Origin of the sequence: Kitasatospora sp. NPDC001603 (assembly GCF_040298365.1) — a bacterium.
Classification (GTDB): domain Bacteria; phylum Actinomycetota; class Actinomycetes; order Streptomycetales; family Streptomycetaceae; genus Kitasatospora.
Window position 1 is genome coordinate 285329 of sequence record NZ_JBEPAA010000002.1, and the last position, 18131, is coordinate 303459.

An 18131-nucleotide genomic window follows, 5' to 3' on the forward strand; every position below is an offset into this window, starting at 1 on the left:
GGCATGACCGGCGGGTGCCGCGCGCCACGGTGCGCGGCACCCGCGCCCCGTCGGTCACCTGATCGGTCCCCCCTATCAGTTCCCCCAGCATTCCCCAGCAGAGGAGTTCCACCGTGAGCGAGTACGTCCCGCAGAGCCGGACCCGCCGTGGCCGGCACCGGGTGGTGGCGGCCGTGACCGTCCTGGCCGCGGGCGCCGTGGCGGCCGGAGCGCTGGCGCCGACGACGGCGTTCGCCGGCGGTCGGCCCGACAGCGTCCAGTCGAGCCTGAACGCCCTGGTGAAGGAGGACGGTGTTCCCGCCACGCTGGCCGCCGTGAAGGGCCGCGACGGCCGTACCCGCGACTACACCGCGGGGGTCGGCGACCTCGCCACCGGGGCCAAGGTCCCCGTGGACGGCCAGATACGGGCCGGCAGCAACACCAAGACCTTCACCGCCGTGGTCGTCCTCCAGCTCGTCGCGGAGGGGAAGGTGGGCCTCGACGCGTCCGTCGACACCTACCTGCCGGGCCTGCTGCGCGGCGACGGCATCGACGGGCGCGCCATCACCGTCCGCCAGCTGCTCCAGCACACCAGCGGCCTGCCCGACTACATGGACGCGCCCGCCCTCGCGGACTTCACCACCGTGCAGTACCGCTACTTCGAGCCCCGCGAGCTGCTCGACGGCGCCCTCGTCCAGAAGGCCCGCTTCCCCGCCGGCAGCAGCTGGGAGTACAGCAACACCAACTACCTGGTCGCCGGACTCCTCGTCCAGAAGGTCACCGGACGGCCCGTCGGCGAGGTGATCACCAAGCGCGTCATCGACCGCGTCGGCCTGCGGCACACCTACTTCCCCGCCCCGGGCGACACCGCCGTCCACGAGGCCCACCCGCACGGCTACTTCCGCGGCTCGCCGGACGCGCCGCTGGTCGACTACACCGAGATGGACGCCTCGATGGCCTGGGCGGCCGGGGGGATCGTCTCCACCAACACCGACCTCAACGCGTTCTTCGCCGCGCTGCTCGGCGGCCGTCTCCTGCCGCCGGCCCAGCTCGCCGAGATGCGGACCACCGTGCCCGCCGAACTGCTGGGCCCGGGGGTCCGTTACGGACTGGGGCTGCAGAGCAAGCCGCTCTCCTGCGGCGGCCTCGCCTGGGGCCACGGCGGCACCTCTCCCGGCTACCGGACCAGGGGCGGGGTGACCGACGACGGGCGGGCCGCCACCATCACCGTCACCGCCGTCCCGGGCGCGACCGGCGCGCAGCACATGGCGGACGCCCTGGACGCGGCCCTCTGCCGCTGACCCGCCCCGCTGACGGCCCCGCGGCCCCGCGGCCCTTTGGACCAGGGGCCGCGGGGCCGTCAGCCGAGCTCCTCCGGTCCGCCGCCGACGGCCGCGACCGGCAGGGTGGCCAGCACCCGGAAGCCGCCCCCGTCGACGCTGCCCGCCACCAGGCTGCCGTCCTGCAGCGCGACGCGTTCGCGCATGCCGATCAGCCCGTACCCGGTGCGGCCCGCCTGCGGCCCGGGCCCGGCGGCCCCCGCTCCGGCACCCACCAGGGTGTCCGCCGGTGCGGCGGCGCCGTCGTCGGTCACCACGACGGTGATCCGGTCCTGGTGGTACGTCAGTTGGTCCTGGTCGGGGCCGTGCGGCGGTCCCCGGGCCCCCGCGCGACCCCGCCGCCGGGCCGGGACGGGCCTAGGGGGGCAAGGGACGGGGGTGTGCCGACCGGGGGTGTGCCGACCGCGCCGCGTCGAGCGGAACGCACGCGTCGACATCGGGGCGGGGATGCACGGCCGGAGAAGGAGATGTCCGAGTACGTCATGGTGTCGGCGTCGATGACCATCGCGAGGCCACGCCTGCCGGCCTGCCTGCGGGCACCGGTCGCCCACCCGTCCTCCCGGGCGGAGGACGGCCGTCCGCGCTGCCCGGTGGGGGCCGGGCAGCGGGAACGGCCGTCGGCGGACTACGGGGTGGGCGTCCAGCGCTGGGCGCCGGTGCCGTTGCAGGTGGCGAGTTCGAGCTTGGTGCCCGAGGCGGTGGCCGCGCCGACGGGGGTGAGGCAGCGGCCGCCGTTGGTCACGGTGCCGGCGCCGCCGAGCTGCCACTGCTGGCCGCTCGACCCGTTGCAGGTCTGGACGGCGGCGACGGCCGCGCCACCGTCCAGGCAGCTGCCACCGAGGCCGGTGAGGGTGCCGTTCGGCTGGAAGGTCCACCGCTGGTTGGGTCCGCCGTGGCAGCCGTAGAGGGCGGGCTGGGTGCCCGGGGTGCTCGCGCTGCCCGGTAGGTCGACGCAGCTGGAGGAGGCGGCGTTGACCAGCTCCGCGTTGCTCGGCAGCGGGGTGGGCCGGCCGGTGGCGGTGATCTCCGCCGCACTGGTCCAGGGGCCGCGGCCGCCCGCCTCGGTGAGGGCCCGCAGCCGCAGGTAGCGGCCGGTCGTCGGGCTGAAGGTGACGGTCTTCGCCCCGGCGGAGTCGGCGAAGGTCCCGGTGGCGACGGGCGTCCCCCAGGTGTCGGCACTGTCGGAGACGTACACCTCGTACGACCCGATCCGGCCGTTGCTGCCGCCGTCCTGGCGCGGCAGGTAGGTCATGCCGTCGACGTTGTAGCGGGCGCCGAGGTCGATCCGGACCTCGTGCGGCAGCGGGGCGTTCCCGGCGGACCAGGCGGTGTGCCAGAGGGTCGCGGGGTCGCCGTCGAAGGCATTGGCGGCCGCGCCGTTCTCGGCCGCGGTCTCCTGGCTGTCGGCGGAGACGAGCTTCCAGCCGGCCTGCGGGATCGGCGTGGCGGAGGTCGGGATCGCGCTCCCGGCCGCGACCGTCACACCGGACGCGGTCACGGTGAACGCGCCGGACCTGTCGCCGGCCTTGATCCACAGCACGCCCGAGCGGTCGGCCGCGTCGAAGTACCAGCCGGTGGCGGCGCTGTCGTAGGCGCTCTTCGAGCCGTACGCGGCCAGCCGGGTGCCGCCGACCGAGACCGCGCTGGGGGCCGAGGCCGCGTGCACGCTGAACTCGTAGCCCCGGGAGGCCGGCTTGCCGGTGTAGGACCCGGTGCTGGCGCCGACGTCGATGGTGACGGTGCCGGTGCCGGCGGTCGGCGCGGTGACGTTCACCGGCTGGGTGGCGGAGGCGCCGCCCTGGTAGGCGCGGGTGATCCCGTCGTCCTCGTAGAGGCTGAAGGAGGAGTTGCCGCGCGGGTAGACGTCGTATGTCAGGGTGGAGACCGGCTTCTCCCCGGTGTAGTTCATCTGGGGCCACATCGGGACGATGCCGCCGCCCTTGACGAACAGCGGCAGGGTGTCCAGCGGCGCCGCGTAGCCGTTGAGCCAGCCCGGACCGTTGTAGGCCTTGCCGGTCCAGTAGTCGGTCCAGGTGCCGGCCGGCAGGTAGATGCCGTCGCGGGTGGTGGTGTCGGTGACCACCGGGGCCACCAGCAGGGAGTCACCGGCCATGAACTGACCGCTGGTCAGATTGCCCCGGGCGACCGGATCGTCGGGGTACTCCAGCACCATCGCCCGGGTGGAGGGCACGCCGGTCTGGGCGGCGGTGTGGCTCATCGTGTACAGGTACGGCATCATGCGCATCTTGAGCTGGAGGTACTTGCGGTTGATGGACAGGTACGGCTCCGAGAAGCGCCAGGGCTCCTTGTCGTTGTACCCGGCCGAGGGAGCGGACGGGCCCCAGCCGGACATGGTCATGAACGCCGGGGTGAACGCCTTCCACTGGAGGTCCCGGACGTAGGTCTGCGGGCTGCCGCCGAAGATGCCGTCGACGTCGCCGGACGCGTAGTTGAGGCCCGAGAGCCCGGCTCCGGTGATGGCGGGCACGTGCCAGCGCATCGCGTCCCAGGTGCCGGAGGTGTCGCCGGTCCAGACGACCGCGTTGCGCTGGGTCCCGGCCCAGCCGTCCACCGTCCACACGTAGCGCCGGGCGTCGGAGTTGTCCTCGATGCCCTTGACGGCCTGCTGGACGCCGTCGAACGCGTACTTGTAGCCGCCGCCGATCCACGCGACGTCGGTCTTGACGCCCCGGCTGCCGGCGGTCCTGACCTCGTCACCGATGGTGGACAGACCGGTCGACGTCCACAGGCCGGTCTGGAACCCCTTGGCCTTCAACCCGCTGACGGCGCCGGGCAGATCGGTGTAGCCGCAGCCGTAGCCGTCGTTGGGCAGGAACCAGCCCGACGGCATGTCGGCGTTGCGGGCGTCCGTCGCGTAGCCGACCACGTCGGGTGTCGTCTGGTGCCGGACGCGGTCGTGGTCGCCCTGGTAGGTGGGGTTCGAGGCGTTGAAGCAGTCGGCGTTGCCCAGTTCGAAGCCCCACATCGGGGCCAGGAAGGGCTTCCCGGAGACGTCGGTGTAGGAGTTCAGCACGCCCTTGAGCGAGTCCCCGACGACGTACCAGGCGTCGAACCGCTTCTCGTTGTGCGTGAACGAGCCCGGTGCGCCGAAGCTGTAGCTGCCGGGGGCCCAGGTGTTGCGCATGACGCCGTAGCCGTTGGTCGACATGTAGAACGGCGCCGGGCTGGCGTTGTCGTTCTCCCGCCAGGTGTTGCTCACCGAGATCGGCACCGTCTTGCCGCGCAGCGCCCACTCACCCAGCCGCAGGCCGGTCCCGTAGAACTGCTCGTCGGCGCCCTGGGTGAGGTACTGGGTGGTCTGGGAGGCCGTCCAGCTGGTGGGCTGGGCCTCCTGCCAGATCGGCGTGGTGTTGTCCGCCCGGTAGAGGGCGAACCGCAGCGGCGACTTGTAGACCCTGATGGTCATCGCGTCGGTGTTGATCCGGTAGTAGGCGCCGGCGTCGGAGTGACTCGTCACCACCGGGCCGAAGTCGGTCTTCACGGCCAGCGCGGAGCCGGCGGGGTCGTCGGTGAAGGCGCCGGTGGGGGAGAGCCAGATCCGGAAGATGTCCGCCCGGGCGATCGCCACCCGGGCCTTCGCCCCGCTGGACGTGCTCACCGTGTAGGTGCTCCCGGACTGCGTGAGCCCGGTGGCGTTCCCGGCGGTCGAGGCCGCGGCGGCCGAGGCCGGGCCGGTGACGGAGAGCACCGCCCCGACCAGTACGGCGACGAGCCCGGCCGCTGACGGCCGCCCCCCACCCCATCGTTGCCACCAGCGGGTTGTGTTGCGAGGCATGCGACGTCCTTCACGGGAGAAGGTCCGAACCCGCCGGCGAACGCGACGGGCGACTGGCCGAGTGGGCAGCGTAGGCATGACACCACTCACCAAAAGTGCAGTCAAGAGAACGAACATGAGCGCAAGTGCTTCTTTTGACTCAGATAACTGCAACTAAGCCGTGGTCGGGACCGCTCGCGCGGGTTCGCTCCGGCCGCTAAGCCGGCGTCATGGCCGAGTTGGTGCAGGTGCGGGAGTTCGATGGGCGATTTGTCCAGAAATAGCGGCGCGATGGTGCGGGAATCTGCAGGGAGAAGCCAGGAAAACCGCACCCGTGATCAGACGTGCGAGGTATCGGACTCCGAGGTACCGGTTCGGGCGAGGGCGCCCAGGAGGGCCGCGGCCAGCCCCGAGGTGCTGGCGGTCGGGGCCCCGCCGACCGTACCCGGCGTCGCGACCTGGTCCGCCGGGTGGCCGTCGCCCTGGTGGAGTGACCCGCGCTGCGCCGGGGCGGCTGTCCGGCGGGGCCACCGGCGCTGTGAGGCGCGTCACTGACCGGGCGCGCCGGGGCCGCCCTGCGTGATCATGACCGGATGGACACTCGTTTCCTCGGCATCGCCGAGTTGGCCGAAGCCCCGTCCGTGGCCGTCGTGGTCGACGTCATGCGCGCCTTCACCGTGGCCCCCTGGGCCTTCGCCCGAGGGGCGGAGAAGATCGTTCTCGCCGAGTCGCTGGACGATGCCCTGGCACTCAAGGCCCACCACCCGGAGTGGCTGGCGCTCAAGGACGGTCCGCCCGCGCCCGGTTTCGACCTCGTCAACTCGCCCGGCCTGCTGCGCTCCGCCGACCTCGGCGGGCGCACCGTGGTCCAGAAGACCACCGCGGGGACGGTCGGCGCACTCGCCGTCAGGGACGCGGCACTGGTGCTGTGCGCGGGCTTCGTGGTGGCGGAGGCGACGGCCCGGCTGCTGCGGGCGCGCGCGTGCGACAGCGTGACCTTCGTGGTCACCGGCGAGGACGGGCACGCCGAGGAGGACCGGGCCTGCGCCCGGTACATCGCCGGGCGGGCCACCGGTGCCGGGACGGACGCCGCCGAGTACCTGCGCCGCGCCGGGGGGTCACGCGCCGCCGCCGAGCTCGCCGAGGGGGTGCGGCAGGGAGCCCACCCCGACGATGTCGCGCTCTGCCTCGAACTCGACCGGTTCCCGTTCGCCGTGGTGGCGACCTGGGAGGACTCGCTGATGGTCCTGCGCCCCCATCCGGTGCCCGCGCCGGCCGACGGGGCTTCGGTCCGGGCGCTCCCGGGCGGGTAGCGGGGCACCGGTCGGCGGCGCCGGGGGAGCCGGCCCGGGCCCGGGGCGCCCGACAGGCCGTCAGTCGACCGCGTGGGCGGACGAGCCGGCCGGCTCCCGGCCGGTCAGGGCGCGGCCCCGCATCTCGTCCGCGCGGGAGTTGCCGAGCGCGCTCAGCAGGTCCGCGGCCCGGAGCCAGCTGGCCCGGGCCGCGCCGGTGTCCCCGAGGGCCTGCTGGGTCCCGGCCAGGTGGTCGAGCACCTCGGCCTGGTTGTACCCGTCGAGCAGCTCCTCGTAGAGCCCCAGCGAGGTCCGGAAGTGGTGGACGGCCTCGTCCAGTTCGCCCACGTGGTGGAGCGCGTAGCCGATGCTGTCCCAGGTGGCGGCCTCGCTGAAGCGGTTGCCGGTCTCCTGGAGCAGCGGCAGTGCCTCGCGGCAGGTGGCGATGGCCTCGCGGTGCCGGCCCAGCAGGGTCAGGTACCAGCCCACGGCGTTGAGTTCACGCGCGATGAGGTTGTCGTCCGCCAGGGTCCGGTAGATCGCCAGGGCGGTGCGGGCGTGGCCGAGGGCCTCGTCGTGCCGCCGCTGCCGGCCGCGGACCCAGCCGAGACTGCGCTGCGCGTTGGCCTGGGCGAGCAGGGGCAGCAGGTGGAGCCGGCGTTCGACGTGGCCGACCGCCCGGTCCGCCTCCTCGCTGCGGCCGGTCTCGGCGAGGGCGCGGGCCAGCGCGGCCGCGGTGCTGCAGATGCCCTCCGGATCGTCGAGCAGGAGGGCCGCCTCCAGCGCCAGCCGCTGCATGGCGATCTCGTCGGCCCACTGCCCCCGGGCGGAGAAGTGCGGGATGCAGTCGTGGGCGAGGCCCATCCGGTAGTGGAGCAGCCGGGGGTCGTCGCCCGTCCGCAGCGCGGCCAGGATGGTGCGCTCCTCCCGCTGGAACCAGGCCCGGCCCTGTCCACGGTCGTCGAAGGGCAGCAGCACCGTCCCGGGCGCCGGTGCGTGGTCCAGCTCGTGGACGGGGCGGGTCTCCGACGCCCGGACGGCGGCCCGGGCGTTGTGGCGGAGGTAGTCGAGCAGCCGGATCTCGGCGGCGTAGCGGTCGTCGCGCTCCTGGTCGAGCAGGTCCCCGGCGTGCTCCCGGACCAGGTCGTGCAGGACGAAGCAGCCGTCCGCGTCACGGCTGAGCAGACTGGCGGCGACCAGGGAGCGCAGCAGGCGGCGGGCCGTCGCCATCGGCTCGCCCGCGGCGGAGGCCGCCGCCTCGGCGGAGAACACCGGGCCCGGCAGCACGGTCAGGTGGCGGAAGAACCGGGCGGCCGCCGGGTCGAGCGCCCGGTAGGACCAGGAGAAGACGGCCCGGACGTCGGAGTGCGGGTCGTCGGTGGTGAGCGCGTCCAACCGGGAGCGGGCCCCGGTCAGTTCACCGGCGGCGACCCGCAGCGCCAGGGCGGGCTCCGCGGCCAGCTGGGCGGCGACGATCGCGACGGCCAGCGGGAGGCGCCCGCACAGCTCCACCAGCTCGGCCGCCCCGGCGGGCTCGGCGGCCACGCGCTCGGGGCCGATCCGTGCGGCCAGCGCGTCCAGGCTCTCCTCGGCCGTCCACAGGCCGAGGTCGACCAGCCGGACCTCGTCGGTGGTGGCGAGTCCGGTCAGGTGGTTGCGGGAGGTGATGACCGTGAGGCAGTGCGGAGACCTCGGCAGCAGCGGCCGTACCTGCTGCGAGTCGCGCGCGTTGTCGAGGAGCACGACCATCCGGCGGTCGGCCAGCAGCTCCCGGAACGCGGCGGCGCGCTCCTCGGCGCCGTCGGGGATCGACGCTCCCGGCACCCCGAGCGCGCGGAGGAAGCCGCCGAGTGCTTCGGCGGGGTCCAGCCCGGTGCCCGAGGGGTCGAAGCCGCGCAGGTTCACGTAGAGCTGGCCGTCGGGGAACCGGTCCGCGACCCGGTGCGCCCAGTGGACGGCCAGGCTGGTCTTGCCCACTCCGGCCATACCGCCCACGGCGACGACCGGCGGGTGCTCGGCCCGGTCGCCTGGGCCGCCGCCGAGGTGCCGGACGCGGGCCAGGACGTCGTCCCGCCCGCGGAAGGTCCGGAGGGCGGGCGGCAGTTGGCGGGGGACCGGTGGAGCCGTGGCGGCGGTCGCCGTCGTCGTCGCCGGGGCCGGGTCGGCGGTGCGCCGGGCGGCGGCCGTCAGCGTGCGCCGTTCGTCCTCGTCCAGGGCCAGGGCGTCCATCAGCTCGTCCAGCGTGCCGTGCCGGGGGACGCTGCGGCCGCGCTCCATGTCGCCGATCGCCCGCACGCTGACGCCGGACGCGCCGGCGAGCCCGTCGAGCGTCAGCCGGGCACGCCCGCGTGCCGCCCGCAGCAGCGCGCCGAAGGTCGCCTGCTCCATCGCCCCACCCCCCCGACCTGCTCCCTCGACGGAGATCATCTCATCCGGGCGGGTCGGTTGTCGCACCCGTCCACCGGGAGGCGGCGGGCGAAACCGCCTGCCAACCGCCCGTCAACTGCCTGGCCCCCGGGCACCGGAGGAGGAGAGAGTGGGCGCGGGGCCACAGCCGGCCCGCCGGGCGGAAGGAGCAGCACACGGTGGAGTCCCTCGTCACGCCCATGGTCGGCCGGGAGGCCGAGCGGGCCGTCCTCGCCTCGTTCCTGGCCGCGCCGCAGGGCCAGGCCCTGGTGCTCAAGGGCGAGACCGGTGTCGGCAAGAGCGCCCTGCTGGAGCACGTCGCGCAGTACGCGGGCGGCGTCGGCTACCGGGTGGTCCGGGCGGTCGGCGTCGAGGCGGAGTCGCACCTGCCCTTCGCCGGTCTGCACCAGCTGCTCCACCCCTTGCTCCCGTACGCCGAGCGCCTGGACGACGTCCACCGGGTCGCCTTCGACGTGGTCTTCGGACGCAGCCAGGAACGGGCCCCGTCCGTCATGGCCCTGGGGATCGCGGTGCTCGACCTGGTCGCGGTCGCGGCCGCGCAGGAACGCCTCCTGCTGGTGCTGGACGACGGCCAGTGGCTCGACGCGGCCAGCGTCGAGGTCTGCGGGTTCGTCGGCCGCCGCCTCGCCGGCGACACCGTGAAGCTGCTGGTCGCCCTGCGGCCGGAGAGCTCCGCCGGGTTCGACGCGGCCGCGCTGCCCGCGCTGCCGGTGCCGCCGCTGGACGGGCCCGCCGCCGAGCGACTGCTCGACGAGCGCCACCCGCACGTGGACCCGCGGGTCCGCCGCCGGGTGCTCGACCAGGCCCAGGGCAACCCCCTCGCCCTCCTGGAACTCCCGTCCTACCTGGGCGGGAGCGCCGCACGGCCCGCCCCCGGGGAGCCGGACGGCCATGAAGTCGTCCCGCTTCCCGACCGGTTCCGCCAGGTCTTCGGCGCGCGCATCGCGGCGCTGGGACCGGCCGCCCGCGCGGAGCTGCTGCGCGGCGCCCTGGACGGCGTCAACGCGGGGGCCCCGGCCGGTCCGACCGCGGGTGCGCGCTACCGCATGCGGGACGTGGACGAGGCGGCGGCCGTCGGCCTGCTGGACCAGGACCACTTCAGCGGCGAGTTCGTGTTCCGGCACCCGCTGGTGCGCTCGACCGTGGTCCGGGCGGCCACCCCGAACGAGCGGCGCGCCGCCCACGCGGCGCTGGCCGAGGTGCACCGGGACGACATCGAGCGCCGGGCCACCCACCTGGCCGCCGCCGCGGTCGATCCGGACGACGAGGTGGCCGCCGCCCTGGAGCAGGCGGCCGCGTCGGCGACCCGCCGGGGCGGCGCGGCCGCCGCGGTGACCTGGCTGACCCGGGCCGCGGAGCTGAGCCGGACCCCGGAGGACCGCTCCCGCCGGCTCGGGGACGCGGCGTTCGTCGCGGGGCACGCCGGACTGCTCGACCAGGCCCAGCGCCTGGTCGGCGCGGACGGCGCGCCCGGCCGCGCCGGGACGACGGCCTCCGCCCTGGCCTTCGCGTACGCCGTCCTCTACGAGGACGGGGACGTGCGGTCCGCCCACCGCCAGGTGGCGGCGGCCGTCGAGCGGATCGTCGACGGCGCCGCCGGGCAGCCGGTCGGCGACGCCCCGGCGCGGACCATCGGGGGTGCGGCCGGGCGGACCGCCGGTGGTGCCCCCGCGCCGAGCGAGGAGCTCACCCGGCTGGTGAACCTCCTGCTCGCCGTCAGCCAGTACGCCGGCGACAGCGCGTCCTGGCAGCGGACCCACCGCCTGCTGGACTCCCTGGGCGGCCTGGTCCCCCCGAACTCGCGCCTCTACCAGGACGCCTGGTGCGACGTGGTGCGCCGCGGCGCCGGGGTCGGCGAGCGCGTCGCCGCGGCGTTCGCCGCCTACCCGGACCTGGACCCGTGGGACATCACCCGGCTGGGCGTGGCCGCCTACCACGTCGACGCCCTGAGCCACTACCGGACGTACCTGCGGCGGAGCGTGCAGCGCGAACTGCGGGCCGGGGCGGTGGGCACCGGCATGACCATGCTGCACCTGATCATGCTGGACCAGACCGCCTCGGGTGACTGGGAGGCGGCCGAGCGGACCGGACAGCAGGTCCTGGAACTGACCCTGGCCCACGGCCATGTCCTCTTCGCCCAGCAGAGCCGGGCCTACCTGGCCGTGCTCGCGGCGCTGCGCGGCGACCTCGACCGCGCACGGGACCTGCAGGCCGTGGTCGACCGGTGGGCCCGGCCGCGGCGGATCGGCTTCCTCACCCAGCTCGCGGACACGGTGGGGACGACGGCCGCCCTCGGCGAAGGGGACTACGAGGCCGCCTACCTGTGCGCGATCGGCATCACCGCCCCCGGCGTCCTCGAACCCTGCGCGCACCAGGCCTCGCGCACCGTGCTCGACCTGGTGGAGGCCGCCCTGCACACGGGCCGTGCCGAGCAGGCCCGCCGGCACGCCCTGGCGGCCCGGGACGCGGGCCTGCCCGAGGTCTCGCCCCGGCTGGCCGTGATCACCTTCGGAGCCCTCGCCATGACGGCCGAGGACGGCGCCGAGGCGGCCGAGATGTACCGCCGGGCCGAGGAGCACCCGGCCGCCGGTGACTTCCCGTTCGAACTGGCCCGCATCCGGCTGGCGCACGGCATCCGGCTGCGCCAGCACCTGGGGCCGCGGGCCGCCCGCCCGGTGCTCGGCGGGGCCGTCGAGACCTTCGAGCGGCTCGGCGCCCGGGGCTGGGCCGAGCGGGCCCGGGCCGAACTGCGGCTCTGCGGCGCCCCGGCGCACTCCGCCGCGGCGCACCCGGCGGCGCTGACCTGGCAGGAGCGCCGAATCGCCGACCTCGCCGCCGGCGGCCTGACCAACAAGGAGATCGGCGAGCGGACCCACCTCTCGCCGCGCACTGTCAGCTCCCACCTGTACCGGGTGTTCCCCAAGCTGGGCGTGACCACCCGCGCGGCCCTGCGGGACGCCCTGGCCGCCCTCCCGGACCAGCCGGCGGAGCAGCCCGAGCGGTAGGGGACTCCTGCTGCGCGTGCGACCCGGATCGTCAGACAGGCGCAGGGCCCTGACCGCCCCGGGCTCAGAGCAGCGTGCCGCACCACACGTTCCGGGCCAGCCAGTCGTCCTGGCTGTACGAGCCCCGTGCGGGCCCGGCCGGCCTCGGCCGCATCGTCGGTGCCGTGTTCGCGGGGCTTCACAGGGACCTCCGGCTGGCAGGTGGCGGATGTGTCGTACCCGGGGAACGTGGCAGCGGTCCGGCGGATTCCCGCGCCGGGGCGGGAGTTCCCACGACCTTGGAAGCCGACCCCGGAAGCCGACCCTGGGAGGGCGGCCCGGGTGGCCGGCCCTGCCCGCAGTCGGTCCGGCCGTGTGCCGGACCGGTTTGACGGTGCGTGAGGTGTGCACCGCGGCCGTGTCCGGCCGGTACGACTGCGCCGACGGCGCTGCCCGACCGGCAGTCGGATGACTGATGCGGCGGTGGGCGGCCGGGGCACACAGTTGACCGGCGATCCCCGGTCGCGGGCCCGACCCCGGTCCCCGCGAATCCGCCGGGAGTCGTGGTCCGCCCCCGACCGGCGGCCGCCGCCCCGCCCGACCGAACAACGCCGTCCCGTCGGGCACCACACCACACCACCCCTGGGAAGGAACCTCCATGAACCGACGCTTCCTGGCCGCCCTCGCCGCCGCCGTGCCCCTCGCCGCCGCGGTGTACGCACCCGGCGCCTCGGCCGCCGCGCCCGACTCCGCCGCCCCGCACGGCTGTACCAGCCCCGCGGTGCACGCCCCGGCGGGCACCGCGGTGGAGCGGGTCGCCGCGGTCGCCCACGCCGCCGGCACCTTCGACGTACCCGCGGTGTTCCCGCAGCCGGCGGCCCAGGTCCCGGACGTCCCGGCGTTCTGCGACGTGACGATCACCCTCACCCACCCCGGCCAGGGCGACCACGCCACGGTGCGGGTCTGGCTGCCGCAGCAGAACTGGAACGGCCGGCTGCAGACGGTGGGCGGCAGTGCGTACGCCGCCGGCGACTACGGAGCGGGCCTGGCCGGCGCGGTCAAGGGCGGCTACGCCGCCGCCACCACCGACGCGGGCGTCGGCACCTACCTCGACACCACGTGGGCGCTGAAGGCCGACGGCCGGGCCGACCGGGCGCTGCTGGAGAACTTCGCCTCCCGCTCCGAGCACGAGGCCGCGGTGGTCGCCAAGGAGGTCGTCGCCGCCCACTACGACCGGGCCGCGTCCTACTCCTACTTCAACGGCTGCTCGACCGGCGGGCGCCAGGGCTACGCGGAGGCCCAGAAGTACCCGGCCGACTACGACGGCATCCTCGCCAACGCGCCCGCCGTCAACTGGGACGAGTTCGAGGTGGCCACGCTGTGGCCGCAGGTGGTGATGAACGAGGCCGGGACCTTCCCGACCGCGTGCGAGTTCAAGGCCTTCACCGCCGCCGCCGTCCAGGCCTGCGACCGGCTCGACGGCGCCGCGGACGGGCTGCTGACCGACCCCGACGCGTGCGGCTTCGACCCGCGCCGGCTGATCGGCACCACCGTCGAGTGCGACGGCGGGCGGCTGACGATCACCGCCGCCGACGCGGAGGTGGTGCGCCGGATCTGGGACGGCCCGCGCACCGCCTCGGGCACGAAGCTGTGGTCGGGCGTGCCGATCGGCGCCGACCTGGCCGGCCTCGCCGGCAGCAAGGTCGACGAGACCACCGGCGAGCGGGTCGGTACGCCGTTCCCGGTACCGGCCGCCTGGGTGTCGACCTGGCTGAAGAAGCAGCCGGCCTTCGACCTCACGACCCTCACCACCGGCCGGTTCGCCCAGCTGTTCCGGCAGTCCGAGGCCGAGTACGACCGGATCATCGGCACCGACGACCCGGACCTGTCCGGCTTCCGGAAGGCCGGCGGCAAGCTCCTCACCTGGCACGGATCCGCCGACCAGTTCATCCCCGCCGCCGGCACGGTGCAGTACCGCGAGCGGGTCGAGCAGCGGATGGGCGGGGCGAAGAAGGTCGACGACTTCTACCGCGTCTTCCTCGCCCCGGGGGCGTCGCACTGCGGACTCCTCGGCCAGGGCGCCGACCTCGCCGCACTGACCGCCTGGGTCGAGCACGGCGAGGCCCCGCGGACGCTGCCCGCCACCCTGCCGACGGCCGACGGCCGGACCGTCACCCGCGACCTGTGCGCCTACCCGCTGGTCCCCCGCTACCAGGGCCACGGGGACACCGCCGACGCCGCCGACTTCCGCTGCGGGCCCGCCACCCGGCACTGACCCGCCCCCCAGGCCGTCCCGGCCCGTACCCCTCTCCCCGGGGTGCGGGCCGGGACGTTTCGGTAGGGGCGGCCGCTGCGCCGCACCGGTGCCGCGCCGCACCGGTACCGCGCCGTGCGGGCCCGGTGGTGTCACCCGTTGGCGGGTGCCGCCCGTTGGTGTCGGTAGCCCACGGCCTCAGTCATTCGACTGATCCCGTGGGCGACGCCCGGACGGATGCTGGAACGGTCGCCGCACGCCGGTGCAGGCCGACATCCCGCTCGGAGGGCCCGTTGTGATCCGTACTCCCGTCGTGTTCATCCATGGCGCGTGGCTGCACGCGCTGTCCTGGGAGTGCTGGGTCGAGCGCTTCACCGGCCACGGCTACCTCGCCCACGCGCCGGGGTGGCCCGGCGAGGCCGCCACCGCTCGGGAGGCCCGCGAGCACCCGGACCGGGTGCCCGACCTCGGCCTGGACGGCCTCACCGACCACTTCGCCGGGATCGTGCGCTCCTTCGAGGTCCCGCCGGTGATCATCGGGCACTCGGTGGGCGGACTGGTCGCGCAGCACCTGGTCGGCGCCGGTCTGGGCCGGGCCGCGGTGGCCCTCGCCCCGGCGCCCGTCAACGACGTGGCGATGCGCTGCCCGGACTGCGCCTGCGCGTCCGCGCGCCTCGCCGTCCCGCTCACCCCCGAGCGCTTCCGGGACCTCCTCGGCACCACGGTCGGCGGCGCGGAGGGCGAGCGGCTGTACGACCGCTACGTCGTGCCCGCCCCGCGCCGCCTGCTAGCGGACCTCGGCTGCGGCGGCGGCCCCCGGCACCCGAGCACCTCGGCGGACACCCGGAACGCGGCCCGCGGGCCGCTGCTGCTGGTGTCGGGGCAGGAGGACCTGCTGGTGCCCGACTGCGTGACCCGCGCCGTCTACAAGGCGTACGGCGACTCCACCGCGACCACGGACCTCAAGCAGTTCGCCGACCGGGGCCACTCCCTGGTCATCGACAGCGGCTGGCGGTCCGTCGCCGACTACGTCCTCGACTGGCTCGCCGAGCGGGGCGTCCGCCCCACCGCCCCGGCCCGCTGACCGGCCGGGAGCCCGACCGGGGCCGCGCGCCTGTGCCGGCCCCCGTACTCCCGGCCGGTCCGGTCGGGAACACGACACGACCGAGGGCCCCGCCGTGGCGGGGCCCTCGGTGCGTGCGCGTCATTCGCTCTGTGCGCGTCAGAACGTGGTCACCGCCGCCGCGGGTGACTCGGGCCGCGTCAGCCGGCCACCGCGCTCGCGCGGACGGTGACCGGGATGTTGCCCCGGGTCGCCTTGGAGTAGGGGCACAGCCGGTGCGCGGCGGCTCCCAGCTCCTCGGCCATCGCCTGTTCCACGCCGCCGAGTTCGAGGTCGAGCACCGCGCTGAGGCCGAACTCCCCGTCGTCGTCGTGGGTCAGTGTGGCCTCGACCGTGACGGCGGTGCTGGTCAGCCGGACCTTGCGCTCGGCGGCGGCACGCCGCACCGCGCCCAGGAAGCACGCCCCCCAGCCGGCCGCGAACAGCTGCTCCGGGTTGGTGGCGCCGCCCGCGCCGCCCAGCGCCTTCGGGATGGCCAGTGCGGTGCTGAGCAGGCCGTCGCTGGCGGTGACCTGCCCGCCGTTGCGCCCCTCGCCGGTCACCGTGACCACACCGGTGTAACTGACTGCCATGTCCTTCTCCTCGTACGTGTCGGTCCGGCGCTCCGCGTCCGCGGTCACCGGTTGGGATGCTGACTCCTGCTGATGGAGTGTCAGATGTGCGGTGCCACTGCCGGGGCGGGCCGGCCGCCGCACCCCGGCAGCCGCCGCCCCGGCCGCCTCAGCGGGTGGTCCGGGCGGCTTCCTCGATCACCTGCGCCACGGTCCCCGGATGCGACACGGCGACCGAGTGCGAGGCCGGGACGAGGGTGACGCGGGCGTGAGCGCGGCGGGCCATGAAGAGCTGGGCGGCCTCGGGGATGTTCAGGTCCTGGGTCGTGACGACGTCCCAGCTCGGCTTCTCCGTCCAGGCGGCGACGGTGGCCGGCTCCTGGAGCGCGCTCTGGGCGATCGGGCGCTGGGTGGCGGCCATGAGCGCCGCCTGGGCGGCGGGGACGTCGGCGGCGAACTGGTGGCGGAACGCGTCCGCCCGGATGAACAGGTCGGTGGTGGCCGTGCCGTCGTCCAGCGGGTAGGTGACCGGGTCCAGCGCGTCCCCGAGGGTGGACCCGGGGAACCTGCCGGACAGCTCCAGCGCCGTCTCCCCGGGCGCGGGCAGGAACGCCGCCACGTACACCAGGGCCCTGACCTGCGGGTCGTTCGCGCCGGCCGCGCTGATGACCGAGCCGCCGTAGGAGTGGCCCACCAGGATCTTCGGCCCCGGAACGTGCTGGAGCACGCCGCGCAGCGCGACCGCGTCGGAGGCGGGACCGCGGAGCGGGACGGCCGGGGCCACCACTGGGTACCCGTCCGCCTGGAGCCGCTTGATCACGCCGTTCCAGCTGGACGCGTCGGCGAACGCGCCGTGTTCCAGGACGATCGTCGGCCTGACGCCGACCGCGACCGGCGCGCTCGCGTTCGCGGTGCCCCCGGCCACGGCCGTGCCCAGTACGACGCTCGCGGCCGCGGCCCAGACCGCCGCCGTCGCCAGCCGGCGCTTCCGGGTGCTCTTTCCTGCTGCCATGGGACAGTCCTTCCGTTCGGTACGGGTACGGGTACGCGTACCGGTACGGGTACGCGGGTCAGTGGGCCGATGCGGCGCCCCGAACCCGTCCGAGCGGACGGTGGGCGTCGCGGCGGTTCCACCCTCGCGGCACGGGCGGCGCCGCGGATCCGTCGAATGACGGTCGGTCCCGGCACCCGCCGACGGCCCGGCCGGGGCGAACGAGCGAGCCGCCGACTGCCCGTCACCGCCCCGCCCCGCCACCCGCGGACGGCGAAACCCCCACCCGGCGCCGGTACTTCGTACCCGGCGGTCGACGTAGTGCCATGACGCGGGCCCTGTCCTCGGTCAACTGACGGATGCCGTACCCGCGTCCGCGCACCAGGGTGGGTGCGACCGGGCCCAGCCCGCCCCGCACCACCTCCGGAGGACCTCGTGACCGTCGTCAACTTCCAGCTGATCTCCTCGCTCGACCCGGACGCCGTGCTGGCCGTCCTCACCGACTTCGGCCCGGCCCGCGCCCAGACGTGGCCCACCATCGACGCGGCGCACTTCGCGGTGCACGGCGCGGGGGAGGGCTGGGCCGAGGTGACCGAGGGCACCGCCGCCGCCTGGGAGCGCGCCCGCTACGACTGGAAGCCCGGGGGCGACGAGGTCACCATCACCACCCTCGACTCCAAGCTCTTCGGGCCCGGCGGCGGCTGGGTCTTCCGGCTGACCCCGGAGGGCGACGGCACCCGGGTGGACGTCCGACTGACCAGGACCCCGGACACCCTGAAGGGCAAGCTGCTGGCCTCGCTGCTCCCCGTCGTCGCCCCGTCCTCCCTGCGCAAGTCCTTCGCCGGCCCGCTGCGGGCCCGCTGACCCCACCCGGCGAGGCCGACCGGGGCCGTCCCGCGCCCGGGGCGGCCCCGACACCGGTCAGCTGGCTGTCGCTCCGCGCACTCCGCGCCCGCCCCGGCGACGGAGTGCGCGGAGTTCGAGCGCGCTGAGAAGCACGACGACGGCCGGGCCCGCGTACGCGAGCGGATCCCCGAGGTGCTCGGGCACGGCGACGACACCGCCGGTGGCGGACCTGCCGGGCACGGCCTTCGTCGCCCGGGTCATGACCGCGACCGAGCGGTACGGGAACGGCCTGGTCCGCGCATCGTCGGACCGGGTGGACCGTCGCGGACCGGGTGGACCGTCGCGGACCGGCTGGACAGCCGCGGACAGGGGCGGACAGTCCCCGCCCCGCACGGACCTGGGAAGTGGACACCGCCCGGCGCCAGTCTGTGCGTCATGAACCTTGCGCACACCCGGAAGGGCCGAACGGCCCGCAGTCGCCCGGCGGTGGCGGGCCGGGGGTACTTCTGCCTGCCGGAGGTGGATCTCGACCTGCCCTTCCAGCGCGGCATGTCGGACCTGATCCGGGC

The 18131-nt window shown here is 75.2% G+C and carries 11 protein-coding genes; 6 read left to right on the forward strand and 5 right to left on the reverse strand.

The window, feature by feature from the left end:
- Positions 1-113: 113 nt before the first annotated feature.
- Positions 114-1280 (forward strand): serine hydrolase domain-containing protein, encoded by a 1167-nt coding sequence (locus ABT263_RS02860; protein WP_352286850.1) that lies wholly within the window; start codon positions 114-116, stop codon positions 1278-1280.
- A 59-nt stretch (positions 1281-1339) separates the two neighbouring features.
- Here ABT263_RS02860 and ABT263_RS02865 read toward each other — a convergent pair whose 3' ends face one another.
- Complete coding sequence (locus ABT263_RS02865) at positions 1340-1576, reverse strand: ATP-binding protein (protein ID WP_352286852.1); 237 nt, start codon at positions 1574-1576, stop codon at positions 1340-1342.
- Positions 1577-1944: 368 nt separating this feature from the next.
- Positions 1945-5115: a TIM-barrel domain-containing protein gene (locus ABT263_RS02870; RefSeq protein WP_352286855.1), complete on the reverse strand. Its 3171-nt coding sequence runs from the start codon at positions 5113-5115 to the stop codon at positions 1945-1947.
- Between the two features lie 572 nt (positions 5116-5687).
- Between ABT263_RS02870 and ABT263_RS02875 the strand changes: the two genes are divergently transcribed.
- A complete protein-coding gene (locus ABT263_RS02875) occupies positions 5688-6407 on the forward strand; it encodes a 2-phosphosulfolactate phosphatase (protein WP_352286856.1) in 720 nt (239 codons plus the stop codon).
- 60 nt (positions 6408-6467) lie between these two features.
- Here ABT263_RS02875 and ABT263_RS02880 read toward each other — a convergent pair whose 3' ends face one another.
- Positions 6468-8774: an ATP-binding protein gene (locus tag ABT263_RS02880; RefSeq protein WP_352286859.1), complete on the reverse strand. Its 2307-nt coding sequence runs from the start codon at positions 8772-8774 to the stop codon at positions 6468-6470.
- A 197-nt stretch (positions 8775-8971) separates the two neighbouring features.
- Here ABT263_RS02880 and ABT263_RS02885 point away from each other — a divergent pair, with 197 nt between their 5' ends.
- From ABT263_RS02885 to ABT263_RS02895, 3 genes are all read left to right on the forward strand, one after another.
- On the forward strand, positions 8972-11818 hold the full coding sequence (locus tag ABT263_RS02885; RefSeq protein ID WP_352286862.1) for a helix-turn-helix transcriptional regulator: 2847 nt from the start codon (positions 8972-8974) through the stop codon (positions 11816-11818).
- A 637-nt stretch (positions 11819-12455) separates the two neighbouring features.
- On the forward strand, positions 12456-14072 hold the full coding sequence (locus ABT263_RS02890) for a DUF6351 family protein (protein ID WP_352286864.1): 1617 nt from the start codon (positions 12456-12458) through the stop codon (positions 14070-14072).
- Positions 14073-14364: 292 nt separating this feature from the next.
- Positions 14365-15135 (forward strand): alpha/beta hydrolase, encoded by a 771-nt coding sequence (locus tag ABT263_RS02895; RefSeq protein ID WP_352286867.1) that lies wholly within the window; start codon positions 14365-14367, stop codon positions 15133-15135.
- A gap of 179 nt (positions 15136-15314) precedes the next feature.
- Here the strand turns inward: ABT263_RS02895 and ABT263_RS02900 are convergent, their stop codons facing one another.
- Both ABT263_RS02900 and ABT263_RS02905 read right to left on the reverse strand, forming a co-directional pair.
- The gene (locus ABT263_RS02900; RefSeq protein ID WP_352286897.1) at positions 15315-15746 is read right to left on the reverse strand and encodes an Ohr family peroxiredoxin; all 432 of its coding nucleotides are present in this window, start codon (positions 15744-15746) and stop codon (positions 15315-15317) included.
- A 148-nt stretch (positions 15747-15894) separates the two neighbouring features.
- Positions 15895-16737 carry an alpha/beta fold hydrolase gene (locus tag ABT263_RS02905; protein WP_352286870.1) on the reverse strand — a complete coding sequence of 281 codons (843 nt, stop codon included), beginning with the start codon at positions 16735-16737 and terminating at the stop codon, positions 15895-15897.
- Between the two features lie 414 nt (positions 16738-17151).
- Here ABT263_RS02905 and ABT263_RS02910 point away from each other — a divergent pair, with 414 nt between their 5' ends.
- Positions 17152-17580 carry an SRPBCC family protein gene (locus tag ABT263_RS02910; protein WP_352286873.1) on the forward strand — a complete coding sequence of 143 codons (429 nt, stop codon included), beginning with the start codon at positions 17152-17154 and terminating at the stop codon, positions 17578-17580.
- Positions 17581-18131: the final 551 nt, after the last annotated feature.

Coding starts and splice junctions, on each gene's coding strand:
- ABT263_RS02875 (WP_352286856.1), top strand. CDS start 5,688: ATGGACACTCGTTTCCTCGGCATCGCCGAGTTGGCCGAAGCCCCGTCC.
- ABT263_RS02905 (WP_352286870.1), bottom strand. CDS start 16,737: ATGGCAGCAGGAAAGAGCACCCGGAAGCGCCGGCTGGCGACGGCGGCG.
- ABT263_RS02880 (WP_352286859.1), bottom strand. CDS start 8,774: ATGGAGCAGGCGACCTTCGGCGCGCTGCTGCGGGCGGCACGCGGGCGT.
- ABT263_RS02870 (WP_352286855.1), bottom strand. CDS start 5,115: ATGCCTCGCAACACAACCCGCTGGTGGCAACGATGGGGTGGGGGGCGG.
- ABT263_RS02900 (WP_352286897.1), bottom strand. CDS start 15,746: ATGGCAGTCAGTTACACCGGTGTGGTCACGGTGACCGGCGAGGGGCGC.
- ABT263_RS02890 (WP_352286864.1), top strand. CDS start 12,456: ATGAACCGACGCTTCCTGGCCGCCCTCGCCGCCGCCGTGCCCCTCGCC.